Source organism: Pseudomonas sp. NPDC090755 (assembly GCF_044769005.1).
Lineage (GTDB): Bacteria > Pseudomonadota > Gammaproteobacteria > Pseudomonadales > Pseudomonadaceae > Aquipseudomonas.
The window spans coordinates 296,506-311,899 of record NZ_JBIVXC010000005.1 but is presented as its reverse complement, the minus strand read 5'-3'; the positions used below and the strand labels follow the sequence as shown (position 1 = coordinate 311,899).

Below are 15,394 nucleotides of genomic sequence, written 5' to 3'. Positions count from 1 at the left end.
CCCCCCCCCCCCCCCCCCCCCCCCCCCCCCCCCCCCCCCCCCCCCCCCCCCCCCCCCCCCCCCCCCCCCCCCCCCCCCCCCCCCCCCCCCCCCGCTCCCACCGATCGCAGCCTGGCGGCAGCGGCTACACCATCAGGTAATCAAGACAGTCCCACAGGGGTGTGGGAGCCAGCGAAGCTGGCGATCAGGTCCAACTGTGGATCGGCCAACCGCTCTTCTCGGCCTGCTCGCGCAACGTCGGGTCCGGGTTGACCACATGCGGGTAGTCCACCTTCAGTAGCAACGGCAAGTCATTGCGCGAGTCGGAATAGAAGCTCGCGCCTTCCAGGTTCTCTTCCTCCTGATCCAGCCATTCCAGCAGGCGGGTGATCTTGCCTTCGCGGTAGGTCAGCACGCCCTTTGTCTTGCCGCTATAAACGCCGTGTTCCACGTCCAGTTCAATACCGAGAATCTCGTCGATACCCAGGCGTTCGGCAATCGGTCGAACCAGGTGGGTGCCGGAGGCTGATATCACCAGAATCCGGTCACCGGCCTTGCGGTGGGCGGCAATGGTTCTGGTCGCGTCACTGAAGATGATCGGTTCGATGAAGTCCTCCACCCAAGGGCCGACCAGGTGATCGACTTCCTCCGGGGTTCGGCCAATCAGGGGCTCCAGGCTGAAGACCATGTAGTCCTCCATGGCCAGGTGGCCCCTGCCGTAGGCGTCCATCAGTTCCTTGTCGCGGCGCAGGAAGGATTCGCCGTCGACCCACCCCAGGCGGGCCATCTGCTCGCTCCACAGCGACGCGCAGTCGCCGTGGATCAGGGTCTCGTCCAGATCGAAAATCGCTAGTGCCATGTTCAGTACAACTCCTGTGCAGCCCTCAGGCGACTTCGCAGAGGGCGGTGGGATCGATGGTCAAGGATACCCGTTGGCCGTCGGCATGCAGATCGGCAGACGAGCGGTTGAGCACGTCGACCAGCAATTCTACCCCGCGGGCCTCGACCCGGTAGCGGATCACATTGCCCAGCAGGCTGTGGCTGCGCACCAGGCCGTCGAGTTCGCCGCCCAGGCCCAGGGCGATGGCTTCCGGGCGGATCGCCAGGCGGCTGTGTACCGGGCGCTGCAGCAGGCGGCTGGCGCTTTCGGCGTCGAGCAGGTTGTAGTTGCCGATGAAGCCGGCGGCGAATACGTCCACCGGCGCGGTGTAGAGGGTCTCGGCGTCACCGCTCTGGACAATGCGGCCCTGGTTCATCAGGAAAATGCGGTCGGACATCGTCAGCGCCTCTTCCTGGTCATGGGTGACGAAAATGGTGGTCAGGCCCAACTCGCGCTGGATCTGGCGGATCTGTTCGCGCAGGTGCTTGCGGATCCGCGCATCCAGCGCCGACAACGGCTCGTCGAGCAGTAGCAGGCGTGGCCGGGTGACCAGCGAACGGGCCAGGGCCACGCGCTGGCACTGGCCGCCGGACAACTGGTGCGGGTAACGGCTGGCAAAGTCCTGCAGTTCGACCAGTTGCAACACTTCGCGCACCCGGCTGCGGCTGTCGTCGGCATTGACCTTCTGCATGCGCAGGCCGAAGGCGACGTTCTGCTCCACGGTCATGTTGGGGAACAGCGCATAACTCTGGAACACCATGCCGATCCCGCGTTTTTGCGGGCTCAGGGGCACCAGGTCGTTGCCATCCAGGAGGATCTTGCCGCTGTCGACCGCGGTCAGGCCGGCGATGCAGCGCAGCAGGGTGGACTTGCCGCAGCCGGAGGGGCCGAGCAGGGTGACGAACTCGCCGCGCTGGATCTGGCAGTTGATGTCGTTGAACACGGGGCTTGCGCCATAGCTTTTCTGCAAATTCTGTACGCTGACAAAACTCATATCAGGACTTGTCCTTGTTCAGGCGGTTGGCTGCCCAGGTCAGCACCAGCACGAAGAGGAAATAGGAAATCACCAGGGCACTGTTGAAGTGGCCACTGCTGTTGCGCATGTTGTTCAGGTACACCTGCAGGGTCTCGTAGCGGGTGCCGACCAGCAGGTTGGCGAACACGAACTCGCCGAACAGGAATGAGAACGACAGCAGCAAGGCCACCAGCAGGCCCTTGCGCAGGTTCGGCAGCACCACCAGGAACGCGGCCTGGAAGGTGCTGGCGCCGAGCAACTGGGCTGCGTCCATCAGGTCGCGCAGGTTGATCGCCTGCAGGTTGTTGGTGATGGCCCGGTACATGAACGGCAGCGCCACGGTGAAATAGCAGCCGATCAGGATCCACGGCGTGCCGACCATGGCCATCGGCCCCGAACCGTACAGTTGCAGCAGGCCCACCGAGGACACCACCGGTGGTACCGCGAAGGGCAGCAGGATGAGGATGTTCATCAGCGCGTCGAGCCGCGGGAAGTGATAGTGGACCACGAACAGCAAGGGCAGGATCAGCAGCACCGACAGCAGCAGGGCACCGACGCAGACCAAGAGCGACTGGCCGAAGGCGGCGAGAAAGCGCGGATCGCTCCACAGCGCCAGGTACCACTTGAAGGTCAGGCCGCTGGGCAGCAGGCTCGCCGACCAGCTGGTGGCCAGGGAATAGAGCAGGGTGCCGGCCAGCGGCAGCAGCAGGATCAGGAACAGCAGGTAGACCACCAGGCGGTGGTAGAGACGGCTCGAGCCTGTTTCAGCGCGCGACATGGTAGCTCCTCTTGAGCAGCCATTGATGGACAAAGGTCACCAGGGTCATCAGGCCCACCAGGATCATCGCCAGGGCGCTGGCCAGGTTCGGGTCCAGGGAAATGTCCCCGGCCACCAGCGCGGCGATGCGGATCGGCAACACGTTGAAGTTGCCGGTGGTCAGCGCGTAGACCGTGGCATAGGCGCCCAGGGCATTGGCCAGGAGAATCACAAAGGTGCCCAGCAGGGCCGGGGTCATTACCGGCAGGCCGATGTGCAGCCAGTATTGCCAGGCATTGGCCCCGAGCAGCTGGGCAGACTCGCGCCAGTCTTCGCGCAGGGCGTCGAAGGCCGGGTAGAGCAGCAGCACGCCCAGGGGGATTTGGAAATAGGTGTAGAGAATGATCAGGCCCGACTTCGAGTAGAGGTTGAAGTCCTCGATGATGCCGGTCTGTTTGAGCAGCAGGGTCAGGGCGCCGTTGAAGCCGAGCAGGATGATGAAGGCGAAGGCCAGCGGCACCCCGGCGAAGTTGCTGGTCATGTTGGCGAAGGCATTGACGAAATCGCGCAGGCGCGAGTCGACCTTGCGCAGCGAATAACTGCCGAGGATGGCAATGAGGATGCCGAACAGGCTCGACCAGAAACTGATCTCCAGGCTGTGCTGGATCGCCTGGCGATAGAACTTGGAGCTGATTACCTTGCTGAAGTTGGCCAGGCCCCAGCCGCTTTCAGCCTGCAGGCTGTGGATGGCGACCCAGGCCAGCGGGGCGATCTGGAAAATGATGAAGAACAGGGCAAAGGGCAGCAGGCACAGCGACGCCAGCCAGCGGCTGCGTTTGATCGAATTCACTTGAGCAGCTCCCGGCACACCGGCTTGTCGTGGGGCACGCCCAAAAGCTCGCAGAGGGTGCCACACAGTTCGGTCTGCAGCGGCTTGGCCGCAGGATCGAGGCTGAAGGCGTCGCCGAAGACGAACAGCGGCACTTCGCGCTCCTCGGCCAGCAGGCCGTTGTGCGAACGGTCGTTGTTCATGCCGTGGTCGGCGGTGACCAGTACCTGGTAGCCCTCGTCGAGCCAGGTGCGCAGGTAGTCGGCCAGGAGAATGTCGGCGCTGCGGGCGCTGTTGCGGTATTGGCTGCTGTCCAGGCCGTGGCGGTGACCGGCATCATCGATGTTCATCGGATGCACCAGGAGGAAGTTCGGTGCATGGCGACGGCGCAGGTACTCGGCGTCGGCGAACAGGTGCGAGTCGGGGTAGTGGTCGGCGTAGTAGAACAAGCCATGCTGGATCGGCAGCTTGGGCGCATGGGTGTGGCGGTCGCGCAGCGGGTCGAAGGGCGAGCGGTTGTACAGCTCGCTGATCCAGTGATAGGCCGCCGCCGCAGTGCCCAGGCCGGCTTCGCGGGCGTAGTGGAACACGCTGCGCTCGGTGGACAGGCGGGTGACGTTGTTGTGGACGATGCCGCTGTCGATGGGCGCGACGCCGGTGAGGATGCATTCGTAGAGCGGTCGCGACAGCGACGGCAGTTCGCATTCGATCCGGTACAGGGCGGCGCGGTCGGCCTCGACATAGGCGTGCAGGTGGCCCATGGCGTGATGCGCGACCTGGTGGTTGAGCCCATCGAGCAGGACCAGGATGACGTTGTGGTTCATGGTATCTCCGGTTTCGCGGGGGCCGTATCGCCGGCGCTGCCGGCTCCCACAGGTGATGGGGTGGGAGCCGGCAGCGCCGGCGATCGGGGCGACACGGTTGCCCGGTCGCGCCAATGGCTTACTCCATCTCGATGATCACTTGCTCCTGCCACTTCTGCGGCAGTGCCTTGGAGGTCGCTTCCCAGGCAGCGGCATCCTTGATCGGCTGCGCGGCCTTGTACTGCTCGTTGGGCAGCAGCTTGGCCTGTACCTCGGCCGGCAGTTTCAGGTGCTCGGCACGGATCGGCCGGGCGTGACCTTTGGCCAGATTGGTCTGCCCGGCGTCGCTGAAGATGTACTCGCGGGTCAGCTTGGCGGCGTTGGGATGCTTGGCGTATTTGTTAATGATGGTGGTGTAGCCGGAAATCACCGTACCGTCGGACGGAATCAGCACTTCAAAGCGCTTCGGGTCGATCTGCTCGCGGTAGCCCAGGCCGTTGAAGTCCCAGACCACGCCGACTTCGATCTCACCCTTTTCCAGGGTCTGGATGGTCGGGTTGGCCAGCGACAGGCGCTTCTGCTGGGCCAGCTTGGTGAACAGCTGCAAGCCCGGCTCGATGTTCTTCTCGTCGCCCTTGTAGGCAATGGCGGCGGCCAATACGCCGTTGGCGGCCTGGGCGGCGGTGCCGACGTCGCCGATGGCGACCTTGTACTTGCCTTTTTCAAGGTCATGCCAGGATCTCGGGATATCGGCTTCCTTGACCAACTGCTTGTTGATGATGAAGGCGATGGTGCCGGTATAGGCCAGGGCCCAATGGCCGTCCTTGTCCTTGGCCCAGTCCGGGACCTGGTCCCAGGTGCTGGGCTTGTACGGCTGGGTCACGCCCTTGGCCGCGGCGATCGGGCCGAAAGCGGCGCCGACGTCACCGATGTCGGCACTGGCGTTGTCTTTCTCGGCGTCGAACTTGGCCACTTCCTGGGCCGAGCTCATGTCGGTATCCATGTGCTTGAGGCCGTACGTCTTCGCCAGGTCTTCCCAGGTGCCTTTCCAGTTGGCCCAGGCATCGGGCATGCCCACGCTGTTGACGGCGCCTTCCTTGCGGGCGGCGTCCTCCAGGGCCTTGAGGTCGGTGTCGGCGGCCATCGCCGAGGTGCACAGGGCGATGGTCGAGCCGAGCAGTGAGGCCAGAAAAAACTGTTTCATCCGAAGCTCCTTGGTGGGTGCCTTGCAAAACGCGAATGGTGTGTTGGACGTTGTTGCGATTCGGTTGGTCTAGGTCAGCAATACCCGAGCCAAGGTAGGCCTGTTGCATGACAGTTTGATGTCCAGGCCAGGGGCTGGCCCCGGTTGCCACCCTTGAAAACCAAGCGTAGACCAGACTGGCTGTCATCTGAGGTTCATCTGCAGTGCCTAGGCTTGCACTATTCTCATGGCCCTGAGGCGCGAATTTGTGCGCGCTACCGGTGCTGGACTAGTCCAGATAGGTAACCTTTGATGCAAGCACTGCCACCCCGCGCAGTAACAGCGATCTGTCATGCCCTGCAGGAGCAGATCGAGCATGGCCTTCTGTCGCCCGGCTGCAAGCTGCCGGCCGAACGCAAGTTGAGCGAGGTGTTCGACACCACGCGCATCACCCTGCGTGAAGCCCTGGTGCAGCTTGAGGCGCGGGGCCTGATCTATCGGGAAGAGCGCCGCGGCTGGTTCGTCGCGCCCGAGCGGCTGACCTATGACCTGAACGAGCGCAGCCACTTTCATGCCATGGTCCGCGAACAGGGGCGTGAGGCACGCACAGAACTGCTGTCGGCGCGTTTGCTGCCGGCCGCCGCCGCGGTGTGCGCGCGGCTGCAGCTGGCGCCCCTGTCGAGCGTGATCCAGATCTGCCGTCTACGGCGCATTGATGGGCGTGCGGTGCTGTATGCCGAGCATTACCTCAACCCCGAGTATTTTCCGGGCATTCTTGAGCATGACCTCAGCCAGTCGCTGACCGAACTCTATGCCCGCCACTACGCCATCGCCTACGGCAGGGTACGTTTCGAGATCCTGCCAACCGCCTTGCCGGTGGCGGCGGCCACGGCGCTCAAGGTGTCAGCGGGCAGCCCGGGCCTGCACATTACCCGGGTCAACAGCGACCAGCAGGGCCGGTTGATCGACTGTGACCTTGAGTATTGGCGCCATGATGCGATCCGGATCCGGGCCGAGGCGGGATGAGCCCCTAGCGGCCAGCCGTTTCGGTGGTGCTCGTCCCCCCGGCCGTGATCACCTGCACCGACAGCCGCGGCGTTGCCAGGTCCAGCCCGGCCTCGTCGAGCTGGCGCTTGAGCGCCAGATTGAAGGCACGTGACACCTCCCATTGCTTGATCGGCGCGGTCTTGAAGCGGGCGCGCAGGATCGCCGAGCCCGATTCGAAGCTTTCAACCCCCTGCAGCTCCAGCGGCGACCAGATACTGCGGCGCATCAACGGGTCGTTGCGCAGCTTCTGGGCGACATCGCGGATCAGGGTGATCGCCTGGTCGATGTTCATGCTGTGCGGGATGGCCACGCGGAAGATCGCGTAGCCGAACTCGCGGGAGTAGTTCTTGATGCTCTTGATCTCGCTGAACGGGATGGTGTGGACGATGCCATCGATATCGCGCAGGCGCACAGTGCGGATGGTCAGGCCTTCGACCGTGCCCAGGTGGCCGCCGACATCGACATAGTCGTCGATGGCCAGGGAGTCTTCGATGATGATGAACAGACCGGTGATCAGGTCGGCCACCAGCGACTGGGCGCCGAAGCCGATCGCCAGGCCGATCACACCGGCACCGGCCAGCAGCGGGGTGACGTTCATGCCCATATTGGCCAGGGCGACGATCAGCGCAATGATGAAAATCGCCACGAACAGCACGTTGCGGATCAGCGGCATCATGGTCTGCGCACGGGTATTGGCCAGGCCCTTGCGTGAACGGGTGAGGGCGTGGTGCACAGCGGTGTCGGCCAGGATCCACACCAGCCAGGCGGCAATCAGGGTGCCGGCCAGGCCGAACAGACGCATCGCCACATCATGGCCTTCACCTTCGGCGAAGCTGATCAGCGAGAAGCCCCAGACCCGCAGGCCCAGCTCGATGAACGCCAGCCAGATGGCCATGTGCACCAGGGCGTAGCCGAAGTTGCGCAGACGCTCGCCATACTCGGCATAGCGACGGTTGGCCCGTCGTGGCTTGAGCCCCTGGCGGCGAACCAGGCCGTTGATGACCATGCACAGGATCAGCAGCACCGTGCACATCAGCGACTGGCGCAGGGCGGTGCTGGTATCGCCGGCGGAGATGAAGGTGGCGAACAGCGAAATCCCCACCAGCACCAGGGCCGGCAGGTACCAGAAGGTGCCGAGGATCTCGATGGTGTCGCTCAGTGCCCGTCGCGTCAGGCGCCGCGACAGGGGTTGGTTGCGGATCAGGTGGGCGATGGGGCGGCGAAAGCGCAGGATGAACAGGGCGGTGGACAGCGCCGCGAGGATATTGGCCAGGGTCGCCAGGCTGTGGGACAGGTGATCGCCCAGGGCACTGGCCATGCGCGGATCGTTCATCGCCTCGCCGAAGGCGGCGAAGCTGCCGATCAGCCATAGCGGGCGGAACGCCTGGTGCCGAAGGATGTACAGGGCGCGATGGCGGTGCGGGCCGTCGAGCAGGGAAAAGGCAATGACGCAGATGGCCGAGAAGCAGGTGCCGACCACCAGCGCATAGGCCAAAACCATGGCCATCGACTTGCCCAGCGACGAGGGCAGGACGAAGCTCAGATAGACGGTGATGATCAGGGCCACCAGCCAGGGCCCGAGCTTGCGCAGGGCGAAGCGCACCAGGTCCCAGGTGCGCGGGTGTTGTGGCAGTTCCTCGGTCAGGCCGAAGCGCAGCCGTACACGATGGCCGACCCAGTTCAGGGCGTAGGCCAGCAGGCTCCAGACCGCAATGATGGTGGCAAAGCCGAAGAGGATCGGCGGCCATTGCTGCAAGGGCACCAGGCGCGCTTGGAGTTCGATCTGGGCCAGCTCCAGTTCCCGGGTCCAGCGATTGAACGGGCTGGCATCACCGCTGAACTGCTGCTCAAGTTCATGGAACGTGCTGCCAATCAGACTGAGGACACCTTGTTCGGCTGCGGGCTGGGCCTGCTTGGTGCTGTCGCGCAGTTTTTTCAGGTCGGCCAGCAGCTTGGTGCGTTGCTGGTCGTTCTCCAGGGTCTTGATCACCTCGTCCAGCGACTGGCCCAGCGGTTGACTGGCCTCGGGCTGGGCCTTGCTGCCGCCGAGCAGGCCCGGAAGGCCCGCGGCATGTGCCGGGGCAAAGATGAACAAGGCGAGCAGCAGGGATAAAACGCGGAAGAAGGCAGGCACCGGTCAATCAACCTCAAAACGATCAATCGCCGGAGTGTAGTGTATTTGTCAGTTGAGTTTCTCGAGGATCTTCCAGCACATGATGCCGATCATGCCCAGGGTGCCGATCCACATCATGAACACGCCGATATTGCGGTCGCGCATGTTGAAGCCCACGGTCAGCAGGATCAGGCCGGCGATCACCGGAAGGAACAGGGATGAGAAGGCTGACATGCGGCAAGGTCCTTGTACTTGAGGTTTATGACCCAAGCATAGCGGGATTCGCCGGGGAGGAGGTTGACCGGGGTCAGGCTGGCGGGCCTCATCGCGGGGCAAGCCCGCTCCCACCGTGTAGGAGCGGGCTTGCCCCGCGATGCTTTCATCAGGGCAGCTCGCGCGTGCGATAGAACGCGGTCAATACCTTGACCAGGTGCGCCAGGTCATGGCTGCCGCACAGCTCGCGGATCGAGTGCATGGCGAAGGTCGGCAGGCCGATATCGACGGTGCGTACGCCCAGGTGGCTGGCGGTGATCGGGCCGATGGTCGAGCCGCAGCCCATGTCGCTGCGCACCACGAAGCTCTGCACCGGCACTTCCTCGGCCATGCACAGGTGGCGGAAGAAACCGGCGGTTTCGCTGTTGGTGGCGTAGCGCTGGTTGTTGTTGACCTTGATCACCGGACCGGCGTTGAGCTTGGGCCCGTGGTTGCCGTCATGCTTGTCGGCATAGTTGGGGTGAACGCCGTGGGCGTTGTCGGCCGAGACCAGCAGCGAGCGCTGTACGGTGCGCACGTAGTCGTCGCCGTCGGGCAGCAGGCGGCGCAGGGTCTGTTCGAGCATCGGGCCGTCGGCGCCGCAGGCCGAGCAGGAACCGACTTCCTCGTGGTCGTTGCACACCAGCACGCAGGTTTCGTCGCTATCGGCAGTGAGCAGCGCCTGCAGGCCAGCATAGCAGGACAGCAGGTTGTCCAGGCGAGCACCGGCGATGAACTCGCCATTCAGACCGATCAGGGCGGCGCCCTGGGTGTCGTAGAAGCTCAGCTCGTAGTCCAGCACCACGTCGGCATTGAGGTCATGCTCGCGGGCCAGCTGGTCGGTGAGCAGGGCGCGGAAGTCGACGCGCTCGTCACCGGCGACCTGGGCCAGGATCGGTGGCAGCTCGGTCTGCGGGTTGATCGCCCAGCCTTCGTTGGCGGTGCGGTTGAGGTGAATCGCAAGGTTCGGGATCACCGCGATCGGCAGCTTGAAGTCGACCAGTTGGCTTTCAACCTTGCCATCGCGGCGGAAGGTCACCCGCCCGGCCAGCGACAGGTCGCGGTCGAACCAGGGGGCGAGCAGGGCGCCGCCGTAGACTTCCACACCCAGTTGCCAGAAACCCTGGCGCTGCAGTTCCGGCTGCGGCTTGACCCGCAGGCAGGGGCTGTCGGTGTGGGCGCCGACCAGGCGGATGCCGTCGAGCAGGGGCGAATGGCGACCGAGCTTGAAGGCGATGATCGAGGAGTCGTTGCGGGTCAGGTAGTAGCGCCCACCGGCCACGGTGGCCCAGCTGTCGCGCTCGTCAAGGCGCTGGTAGCCGGCTGCTTCCAGGCGCTGGGCCAGGGCAGCGGTGGCGTGGAACGGCGTGGGGGAAGCCTTGAGGAAGTCGATCAGGCCTTGGTTCAGTGCATCGCGCATAGGTCACTCCAGACAGCAGTGGCGCGAGTTTAGCGTACTTGGGCGGGGATTTGTGCTGGCCCTGTCGCCGGCTGCGCCAGCTCCCACAATGACCCGATCCTGGGGCTGGCAGTGAGCCTGTGGGAGCCGGCGTTGCCGGCGATCGACCCGACGCGGTCGATCAGAACGGCGCCGGACACTCGAAGCGCAGGCGCTCCCCGGAAACCGGGTGGGTGAAGCTCAGCATGCTCGCGTGCAGGCACAACCGCTCATGGGCCGCCAGGGCCTCGGGGTTGGCGTACAGGCGATCCCCCAGCAGCGGATGGCCGATCGACAGCATGTGCACACGCAACTGGTGCGAACGCCCGGTAATCGGCGTCAGCTCCACCCGGCAATGGTCGCCGCAACGTTCCAGGATGCGCCAGAAGGTCAGGGCGTGCTTGCCCTGCTCATGGTCGACCACATGCCGTGGCTTGGTCGGCGGGTCATAGCGCAGGGGCAGGTCGATGCTGCCGCTGTCCAGTGGCGGCTGACCCCAGCACAGGGCGGTGTAGGCCTTCTCGGTCTCGCGGTCGTGGAACTGCCGGGACAGTTCGCGGTGACTGTCGGCGTCACGGGCCAGCAGGATGATGCCCGAGGTTTCCCAGTCCAGGCGGTGGACAATCAGGGCGTCGGGGTAACCGTTTTCCTGCAGGCGGGTGATCAGGCAATCCTTGTTGTCGTCGGCCCGGCCCGGGACAGACAGCAGCAAGGTCGGCTTGTTGACCACCAGGATGGCGTCATCCTCGTGGAGGATATGAACATTGGACAGCGGCATTGCGTGTTCCAAAATGGTTGTGGGAGCGGGCTTGCCCCGCGATGCGATATGACTGACAGATCGCTATCGCGGGGCAAGCCCGCTCCCACAAGGTGCCCGAAAACGCTATCAGCGATCGGGCAGGGTGATATTGAGTTCCAGGATCGAGCAGCTGCCCTGGTTTTCCAGAGCGACCTGCACATCATCGGTACCGATGTTGACGTACTTGCGGATCACTTCCACCAGTTCCTTCTGCAGGGCTGGCAGGTAGTCCGGGGTACTGCGCTGACCGCGTTCGTGCGCCACGATGATCTGTAGACGCTCTTTCGCTACCGACGCGCTGCTCTGTTTCTGTCTGCCACGAAAGAAGTCAAAAAGGTTCATGGTTTATTTGCCTCCAAACAGGCGCGCGAAGAATCCTTGCTTCTGCACATCGACGAACCGCAGTGGTTTCTCTTTACCCAGCAGACGATCGACGGTGTCGCTGTATGCCTGGCCGGCATCGCTCTGGTCGTCGAGAATGACCGGGATGCCCTGGTTCGAAGCCTTGAGCACGGCCTGGGATTCGGGAATCACACCCTTGAGCTTGATCGCCAGGATCTCTTCGACGTCGGCGATGCTGAGCATCTCGCCTTTTTCGACGCGCTCAGGGTGGTAGCGGGTGATCAGCAGGTGTTCCTTGATCGGGTCGTCACCGTTCTCGGAGCGGCGCGATTTGCTCGACAGGATGCCCAGCATGCGATCGGAGTCGCGGACCGACGAGACTTCAGGGTTGGTCACGACGATGGCTTCGTCGGCGAAGTACATGGCCAGGTGCGCACCTTTCTCGATACCGGCCGGCGAGTCGCAGATGACGTAGTCGAAGGAACCCTTCAGCTCCATCAGCACTTTCTCGACGCCTTCCTGGGTCAGGGCGTCCTTGTCACGGGTCTGGCTGGCGGCCAGCACGAACAGGTTTTCAAGGCGCTTGTCCTTGATCAGGGCCTGCTGCAGGTTGGCTTCGCCGTTGACCACGTTGACGAAGTCGTACACCACGCGGCGCTCGCAGCCCATGATCAGGTCGAGGTTACGCAGGCCGACGTCGAAGTCGACGATGACAGTCTTGTGGCCGCGCAGTGCGAGGCCGGTACCAATAGCGGCGCTGGTGGTGGTCTTACCCACACCACCCTTGCCGGATGTAACCACGAGAATCTTGGCCAAGGTGTTTCACCCCTAATGAAAAGGGACATGGCGTCCCCAAAAAATACAAAAAACGGCAACATCAAAAAAAGTTGCGCAGAAAATGGCGGCAAGTATCCGTTAAAGACGGGTGATGTTCAACACGTCACCGGACAGGCTGACCTGCACGCCGGCCCCCCACAGCGGGTCGCGGCGCAAGTCTTCGCAGACTTTGTACTGGCCGGCGATGGAGACCATTTCCGCTGTCATCTGCTGGCAGAAGATGCGGGCCCGGGTGTTGCCCTTGATGCCGGCCAGCGCCCGTCCACGCATGGCACCGTACACATGGATGTTGCCATCGGCGAGAAGTTCCGCACCCGGACTGACCGACGACACCACCACCAGGTCGCCGCCCTGGGCGTAGATCTGCTGGCCGCCACGCACCGGCGAGGTGATGATCTTGGTCGGCCGGATCGCAGGCTCCGGCGCGGGGGCTGGTACTGGCGGCGGCGCAGGCGCCGGGGCGGGTTCGGGCTTGCGTACTTCCGGTTCCGGCTCCACTGGCCGCTCGCGGGCGCCGGACGGCGGTAGCACCGGCAGGTCGATGGCGATGGCGGCGGCGATGTCTTCGATGCGGCTGGCGCGAATGGCCAGGGTGCGCAGGCCATGGTGACGGCAGATGCGCATCAGCCCGGGCAGGTCGACCGCGCCTTCGCCGGCCGGGAGCTTGTCCAGCGCCAGCACCAGCGGGGTGTTGCTGAAGAAGTTCGGCGCCTGGGCGACCTTGGCCGCCAACTGCCGGTCGAGGCCTTCAAGGTTGTTCTGCGCAAGCTCGAGCACGGTAATGGCGAGCATGCTGCCCTTGAGCTGGAACACGGGGGCGGAGTCTGGCGATTGAGTTGGGCTCATGGTCTGCATAAGGCGACTTGTTACGAAAAAAGTGCCCAGACTTATAACGAGAACGCCGGTTAGCCGCAACCCGTGCCGAACCGTTGTAGAATGCCCGGCCCTTGTCTTTCCGGAATCGTTAATGGATCGCCCGCAATTTCGTCGTTATTTTCTGCACCCGCGCTTCTGGCCGCTGTGGCTGGGGCTGGGCCTGCTGTGGCTGATCGTGCAGCTGCCGTACCGGGTATTGCTGGTGATCGGCCGTGTCCTGGGGGCGCTGATGTACCGGGTGGCCGGTGAGCGCCGGTACATTGCTGCGCGCAATCTGGAGCTGTGCTTCCCGGAACTACCGTTCGTCGAACGGCAGCGCCTGCTCAAGGAAAATTTCGCCTCCACCGGCATCGCCTTCTTCGAAATGGCCATGAGCTGGTGGTGGCCAAAGGCCCGCTTGGCACGCCTGGCACACATCGAAGGGTTGGAGCACCTGCAGGCCGCCCAGCGTGATGGCCAGGGTGCCATCCTCATGGCCCTGCATTTCACCACCCTGGAGATCGGTGCGGCCTTGCTCGGTCAGGAGCACACCATCGACGGCATGTACCGTGAGCACGGCAACCCGCTGTTCGATTACATCCAGCGCCGTGGCCGCGAGCGGCATAACCTCGACTCGCTGGCGGTGGAGCGCGAGGACGTGCGTGGCATGCTCAAGCTGCTGCGCGCCGGCCGTGCCATCTGGTATGCACCCGACCAGGACTACGGCGCCAAGCAGAGCCTGTTCGTGCCGCTGTTCGGCATCCAGGCCGCCACCGTGACCGCCACCACCAAGTTCGCCCGCCTGGGCAAGGCCCGGGTGATTCCCTTCACCCAGCAGCGCCTGGCCGATGGCAGCGGATACCGGCTGGTGATCCATCCGCCGCTGGAGGATTTCCCTGGCGAGACCGAGGAAGCCGACTGCCTGCGCATCAACCAGTGGATCGAGGCGTCCTTGCGCGAATGCCCCGAGCAGTACCTGTGGGCGCACCGGCGCTTCAAGTCGCGGCCACCGGGGGAGCCGAAGCTCTACAAAAAACGGCGTTGATGCAATCGCGGGGCAAGTCGAGTCGTCGCGATGAGTGCTCCACAATTTTGCCAGGGAAGCTCCATGACAACACCGATCACCGGCTTGATCCTCTCCGGCGGCGGCGCCCGTGCCGCCTACCAGGTGGGTGTGCTGGCCGGCATCGCCGACCTGCTGCCACCCGGGGCGGCCAATCCGTTCCCGGTGATCGTCGGCACCTCGGCCGGGGCCATCAATGCCGTCACCCTGGCCAGCGGGGCGCTGCACTTTGCCGACGCGATCCGCCGCCTGACCAGCTTCTGGCAGGGCTTTCGCAGCCACCAGGTGCTACGCAGCGACTGGCCCGGGGTGATCCGCCAGGCCAGCCGCTTCGTCGGCCACAGCCTGCTCGGCCTGGGCGCCCCGGTGCCGGTGGCGTTGCTCGACAGTTCACCGCTGCGCCACTTGCTCAACCACAACCTGGACCTCAACGGAATCGGCCATGCCCTCGAACAACACCATCTGCACGCGGTGGCGGTGACTGCGTTCGGCTACGAGTCCGGCCAGGCGGTGACCTTCTACCAGGGCAAGGGCGCTATCGATCCCTGGTTGCGCCACCGGCGCATCGGCCTGCCCACGCGCTTGACGGTCGAGCACTTGTTGGCCAGCTCGGCGATTCCCCTGCTGTTCGCGCCGGTCAAGCTGGGCGAGGAGTATTTCGGCGACGGCGCGGTGCGCCAGTCGGCACCGATCAGCCCGGCCCTGCACCTGGGCGCCAGTCGGGTGTTGGTGGTCGGGGTCAGCGGTAACCCGCACCGTCCTGCAGAGGGGCAACCGCGGCCGCGGATTTTCAGCGGGCAACAGCCGAGCCTGGCGCAAATCGGCGGGCACATGCTCAACAGTACCTTCATTGACAGCCTGGAAGATGACATCGAGCTGTTGCAGCGCCTCAATCACCTGAGCCACCTGATGCCAGAACACTTGGAGCGCCGGCGCCTGGGGCTGGCGCCGGTGGAGGTGCTGGTGGTCGCGCCGAGCCAGCCGCTGGATGAAATCGCCGCCCGCCATCGGCGCGAACTGCCGGCCGCCCTGCGCCTGTTCCTGCGTGGCCCCGGTGCGACCAGGACCAGCGGTGCCGGGGTGCTCAGCTACCTGTTGTTCGAGGCCGGTTACTGCAGCGAGCTGATCGAACTGGGGCGGCGTGACGCCCTGGCCAAGCGCCGGGAACTGGGCCACTTCCTCGGCCTGTAGGCGCTGGCATC

General features: G+C 64.4%; 16 protein-coding genes. 3 read left to right on the top strand and 13 right to left on the bottom strand.

Going from position 1 to position 15,394, the window contains the following annotated elements:
* Positions 1-184: 184 nt before the first annotated feature.
* From ACIQUS_RS11280 to ACIQUS_RS11255, 6 genes are all read right to left on the bottom strand, one after another.
* Positions 185-838, bottom strand: coding sequence for an HAD family hydrolase (locus ACIQUS_RS11280; RefSeq protein ID WP_403046784.1), 654 nt, complete (start codon positions 836-838; stop codon positions 185-187).
* 25 nt (positions 839-863) lie between these two features.
* Positions 864-1,853: an ABC transporter ATP-binding protein gene (locus tag ACIQUS_RS11275; RefSeq protein WP_403046782.1), complete on the bottom strand. Its 990-nt coding sequence runs from the start codon at positions 1,851-1,853 to the stop codon at positions 864-866.
* Between the two features lies 1 nt (position 1,854).
* Positions 1,855-2,652: an ABC transporter permease gene (locus ACIQUS_RS11270; RefSeq protein ID WP_403046778.1), complete on the bottom strand. Its 798-nt coding sequence runs from the start codon at positions 2,650-2,652 to the stop codon at positions 1,855-1,857.
* The gene (locus ACIQUS_RS11265) at positions 2,639-3,472 is read right to left on the bottom strand and encodes an ABC transporter permease (protein ID WP_403046815.1); all 834 of its coding nucleotides are present in this window, start codon (positions 3,470-3,472) and stop codon (positions 2,639-2,641) included. The genes ACIQUS_RS11270 and ACIQUS_RS11265 overlap by 14 nt, the downstream gene beginning before the upstream one ends.
* A 5-nt stretch (positions 3,473-3,477) precedes the next feature.
* Positions 3,478-4,284 carry an alkaline phosphatase family protein gene (locus ACIQUS_RS11260; protein WP_403046775.1) on the bottom strand — a complete coding sequence of 269 codons (807 nt, stop codon included), beginning with the start codon at positions 4,282-4,284 and terminating at the stop codon, positions 3,478-3,480.
* A gap of 118 nt (positions 4,285-4,402) precedes the next feature.
* Positions 4,403-5,467, bottom strand: coding sequence for an ABC transporter substrate-binding protein (locus ACIQUS_RS11255; protein ID WP_403046772.1), 1,065 nt, complete (start codon positions 5,465-5,467; stop codon positions 4,403-4,405).
* Between the two features lie 291 nt (positions 5,468-5,758).
* On the opposite strand from ACIQUS_RS11255, the gene phnR reads away from it, so the two are divergent.
* The gene (gene phnR, locus ACIQUS_RS11250; protein ID WP_403046769.1) at positions 5,759-6,472 is read left to right on the top strand and encodes a phosphonate utilization transcriptional regulator PhnR; all 714 of its coding nucleotides are present in this window, start codon (positions 5,759-5,761) and stop codon (positions 6,470-6,472) included.
* 4 nt (positions 6,473-6,476) lie between these two features.
* Here phnR and ACIQUS_RS11245 read toward each other — a convergent pair whose 3' ends face one another.
* The 7 genes from ACIQUS_RS11245 to minC all read right to left on the bottom strand — a co-directional run bounded on the left by ACIQUS_RS11245 (position 6,477) and on the right by minC (position 13,129).
* Positions 6,477-8,627: a mechanosensitive ion channel domain-containing protein gene (locus ACIQUS_RS11245; protein WP_403046767.1), complete on the bottom strand. Its 2,151-nt coding sequence runs from the start codon at positions 8,625-8,627 to the stop codon at positions 6,477-6,479.
* 48 nt (positions 8,628-8,675) lie between these two features.
* Positions 8,676-8,840, bottom strand: a complete 165-nt coding sequence (locus tag ACIQUS_RS11240) for a hypothetical protein (RefSeq protein ID WP_403046764.1) — start codon at positions 8,838-8,840, stop codon at positions 8,676-8,678.
* 148 nt (positions 8,841-8,988) lie between these two features.
* Positions 8,989-10,278 carry a M18 family aminopeptidase gene (locus ACIQUS_RS11235; RefSeq protein ID WP_403046761.1) on the bottom strand — a complete coding sequence of 430 codons (1,290 nt, stop codon included), beginning with the start codon at positions 10,276-10,278 and terminating at the stop codon, positions 8,989-8,991.
* Between the two features lie 160 nt (positions 10,279-10,438).
* Positions 10,439-11,074 carry an RluA family pseudouridine synthase gene (locus ACIQUS_RS11230; RefSeq protein WP_403046759.1) on the bottom strand — a complete coding sequence of 212 codons (636 nt, stop codon included), beginning with the start codon at positions 11,072-11,074 and terminating at the stop codon, positions 10,439-10,441.
* Between the two features lie 108 nt (positions 11,075-11,182).
* On the bottom strand, positions 11,183-11,437 hold the full coding sequence (gene minE / locus ACIQUS_RS11225) for a cell division topological specificity factor MinE (RefSeq protein ID WP_285861221.1): 255 nt from the start codon (positions 11,435-11,437) through the stop codon (positions 11,183-11,185).
* Between the two features lie 3 nt (positions 11,438-11,440).
* The gene (minD, locus tag ACIQUS_RS11220; protein WP_403046756.1) at positions 11,441-12,253 is read right to left on the bottom strand and encodes a septum site-determining protein MinD; all 813 of its coding nucleotides are present in this window, start codon (positions 12,251-12,253) and stop codon (positions 11,441-11,443) included.
* A 99-nt stretch (positions 12,254-12,352) separates the two neighbouring features.
* Positions 12,353-13,129, bottom strand: coding sequence for a septum site-determining protein MinC (minC, locus tag ACIQUS_RS11215; RefSeq protein WP_403046753.1), 777 nt, complete (start codon positions 13,127-13,129; stop codon positions 12,353-12,355).
* Between the two features lie 112 nt (positions 13,130-13,241).
* Here minC and ACIQUS_RS11210 point away from each other — a divergent pair, with 112 nt between their 5' ends.
* Together ACIQUS_RS11210 and ACIQUS_RS11205 are read left to right on the top strand one after the other, a co-directional pair.
* Positions 13,242-14,174 (top strand): lipid A biosynthesis lauroyl acyltransferase, encoded by a 933-nt coding sequence (locus tag ACIQUS_RS11210; RefSeq protein WP_403046750.1) that lies wholly within the window; start codon positions 13,242-13,244, stop codon positions 14,172-14,174.
* A 63-nt stretch (positions 14,175-14,237) separates the two neighbouring features.
* Entirely contained in the window at positions 14,238-15,383 is a 1,146-nt protein-coding gene (locus tag ACIQUS_RS11205; protein WP_403046747.1) for a patatin-like phospholipase family protein, read from the top strand.
* The last annotated feature ends 11 nt before the right edge of the window (positions 15,384-15,394 follow it).

What these genes read in the sequence shown, in the direction of transcription:
- ACIQUS_RS11280 (WP_403046784.1), bottom strand. Translation starts at nt 838, where the DNA reads ATGGCACTAGCGATTTTCGATCTGGACGAGACCCTGATCCACGGCGAC.
- ACIQUS_RS11275 (WP_403046782.1), bottom strand. Translation starts at nt 1,853, where the DNA reads ATGAGTTTTGTCAGCGTACAGAATTTGCAGAAAAGCTATGGCGCAAGC.
- ACIQUS_RS11270 (WP_403046778.1), bottom strand. Translation starts at nt 2,652, where the DNA reads ATGTCGCGCGCTGAAACAGGCTCGAGCCGTCTCTACCACCGCCTGGTG.
- ACIQUS_RS11260 (WP_403046775.1), bottom strand. Translation starts at nt 4,284, where the DNA reads ATGAACCACAACGTCATCCTGGTCCTGCTCGATGGGCTCAACCACCAG.
- ACIQUS_RS11255 (WP_403046772.1), bottom strand. Translation starts at nt 5,467, where the DNA reads ATGAAACAGTTTTTTCTGGCCTCACTGCTCGGCTCGACCATCGCCCTG.
- phnR (WP_403046769.1), top strand. Translation starts at nt 5,759, where the DNA reads ATGCAAGCACTGCCACCCCGCGCAGTAACAGCGATCTGTCATGCCCTG.
- ACIQUS_RS11240 (WP_403046764.1), bottom strand. Translation starts at nt 8,840, where the DNA reads ATGTCAGCCTTCTCATCCCTGTTCCTTCCGGTGATCGCCGGCCTGATC.
- ACIQUS_RS11235 (WP_403046761.1), bottom strand. Translation starts at nt 10,278, where the DNA reads ATGCGCGATGCACTGAACCAAGGCCTGATCGACTTCCTCAAGGCTTCC.
- ACIQUS_RS11230 (WP_403046759.1), bottom strand. Translation starts at nt 11,074, where the DNA reads ATGCCGCTGTCCAATGTTCATATCCTCCACGAGGATGACGCCATCCTG.
- minE (WP_285861221.1), bottom strand. Translation starts at nt 11,437, where the DNA reads ATGAACCTTTTTGACTTCTTTCGTGGCAGACAGAAACAGAGCAGCGCG.
- minC (WP_403046753.1), bottom strand. Translation starts at nt 13,129, where the DNA reads ATGCAGACCATGAGCCCAACTCAATCGCCAGACTCCGCCCCCGTGTTC.
- ACIQUS_RS11210 (WP_403046750.1), top strand. Translation starts at nt 13,242, where the DNA reads ATGGATCGCCCGCAATTTCGTCGTTATTTTCTGCACCCGCGCTTCTGG.
- ACIQUS_RS11205 (WP_403046747.1), top strand. Translation starts at nt 14,238, where the DNA reads ATGACAACACCGATCACCGGCTTGATCCTCTCCGGCGGCGGCGCCCGT.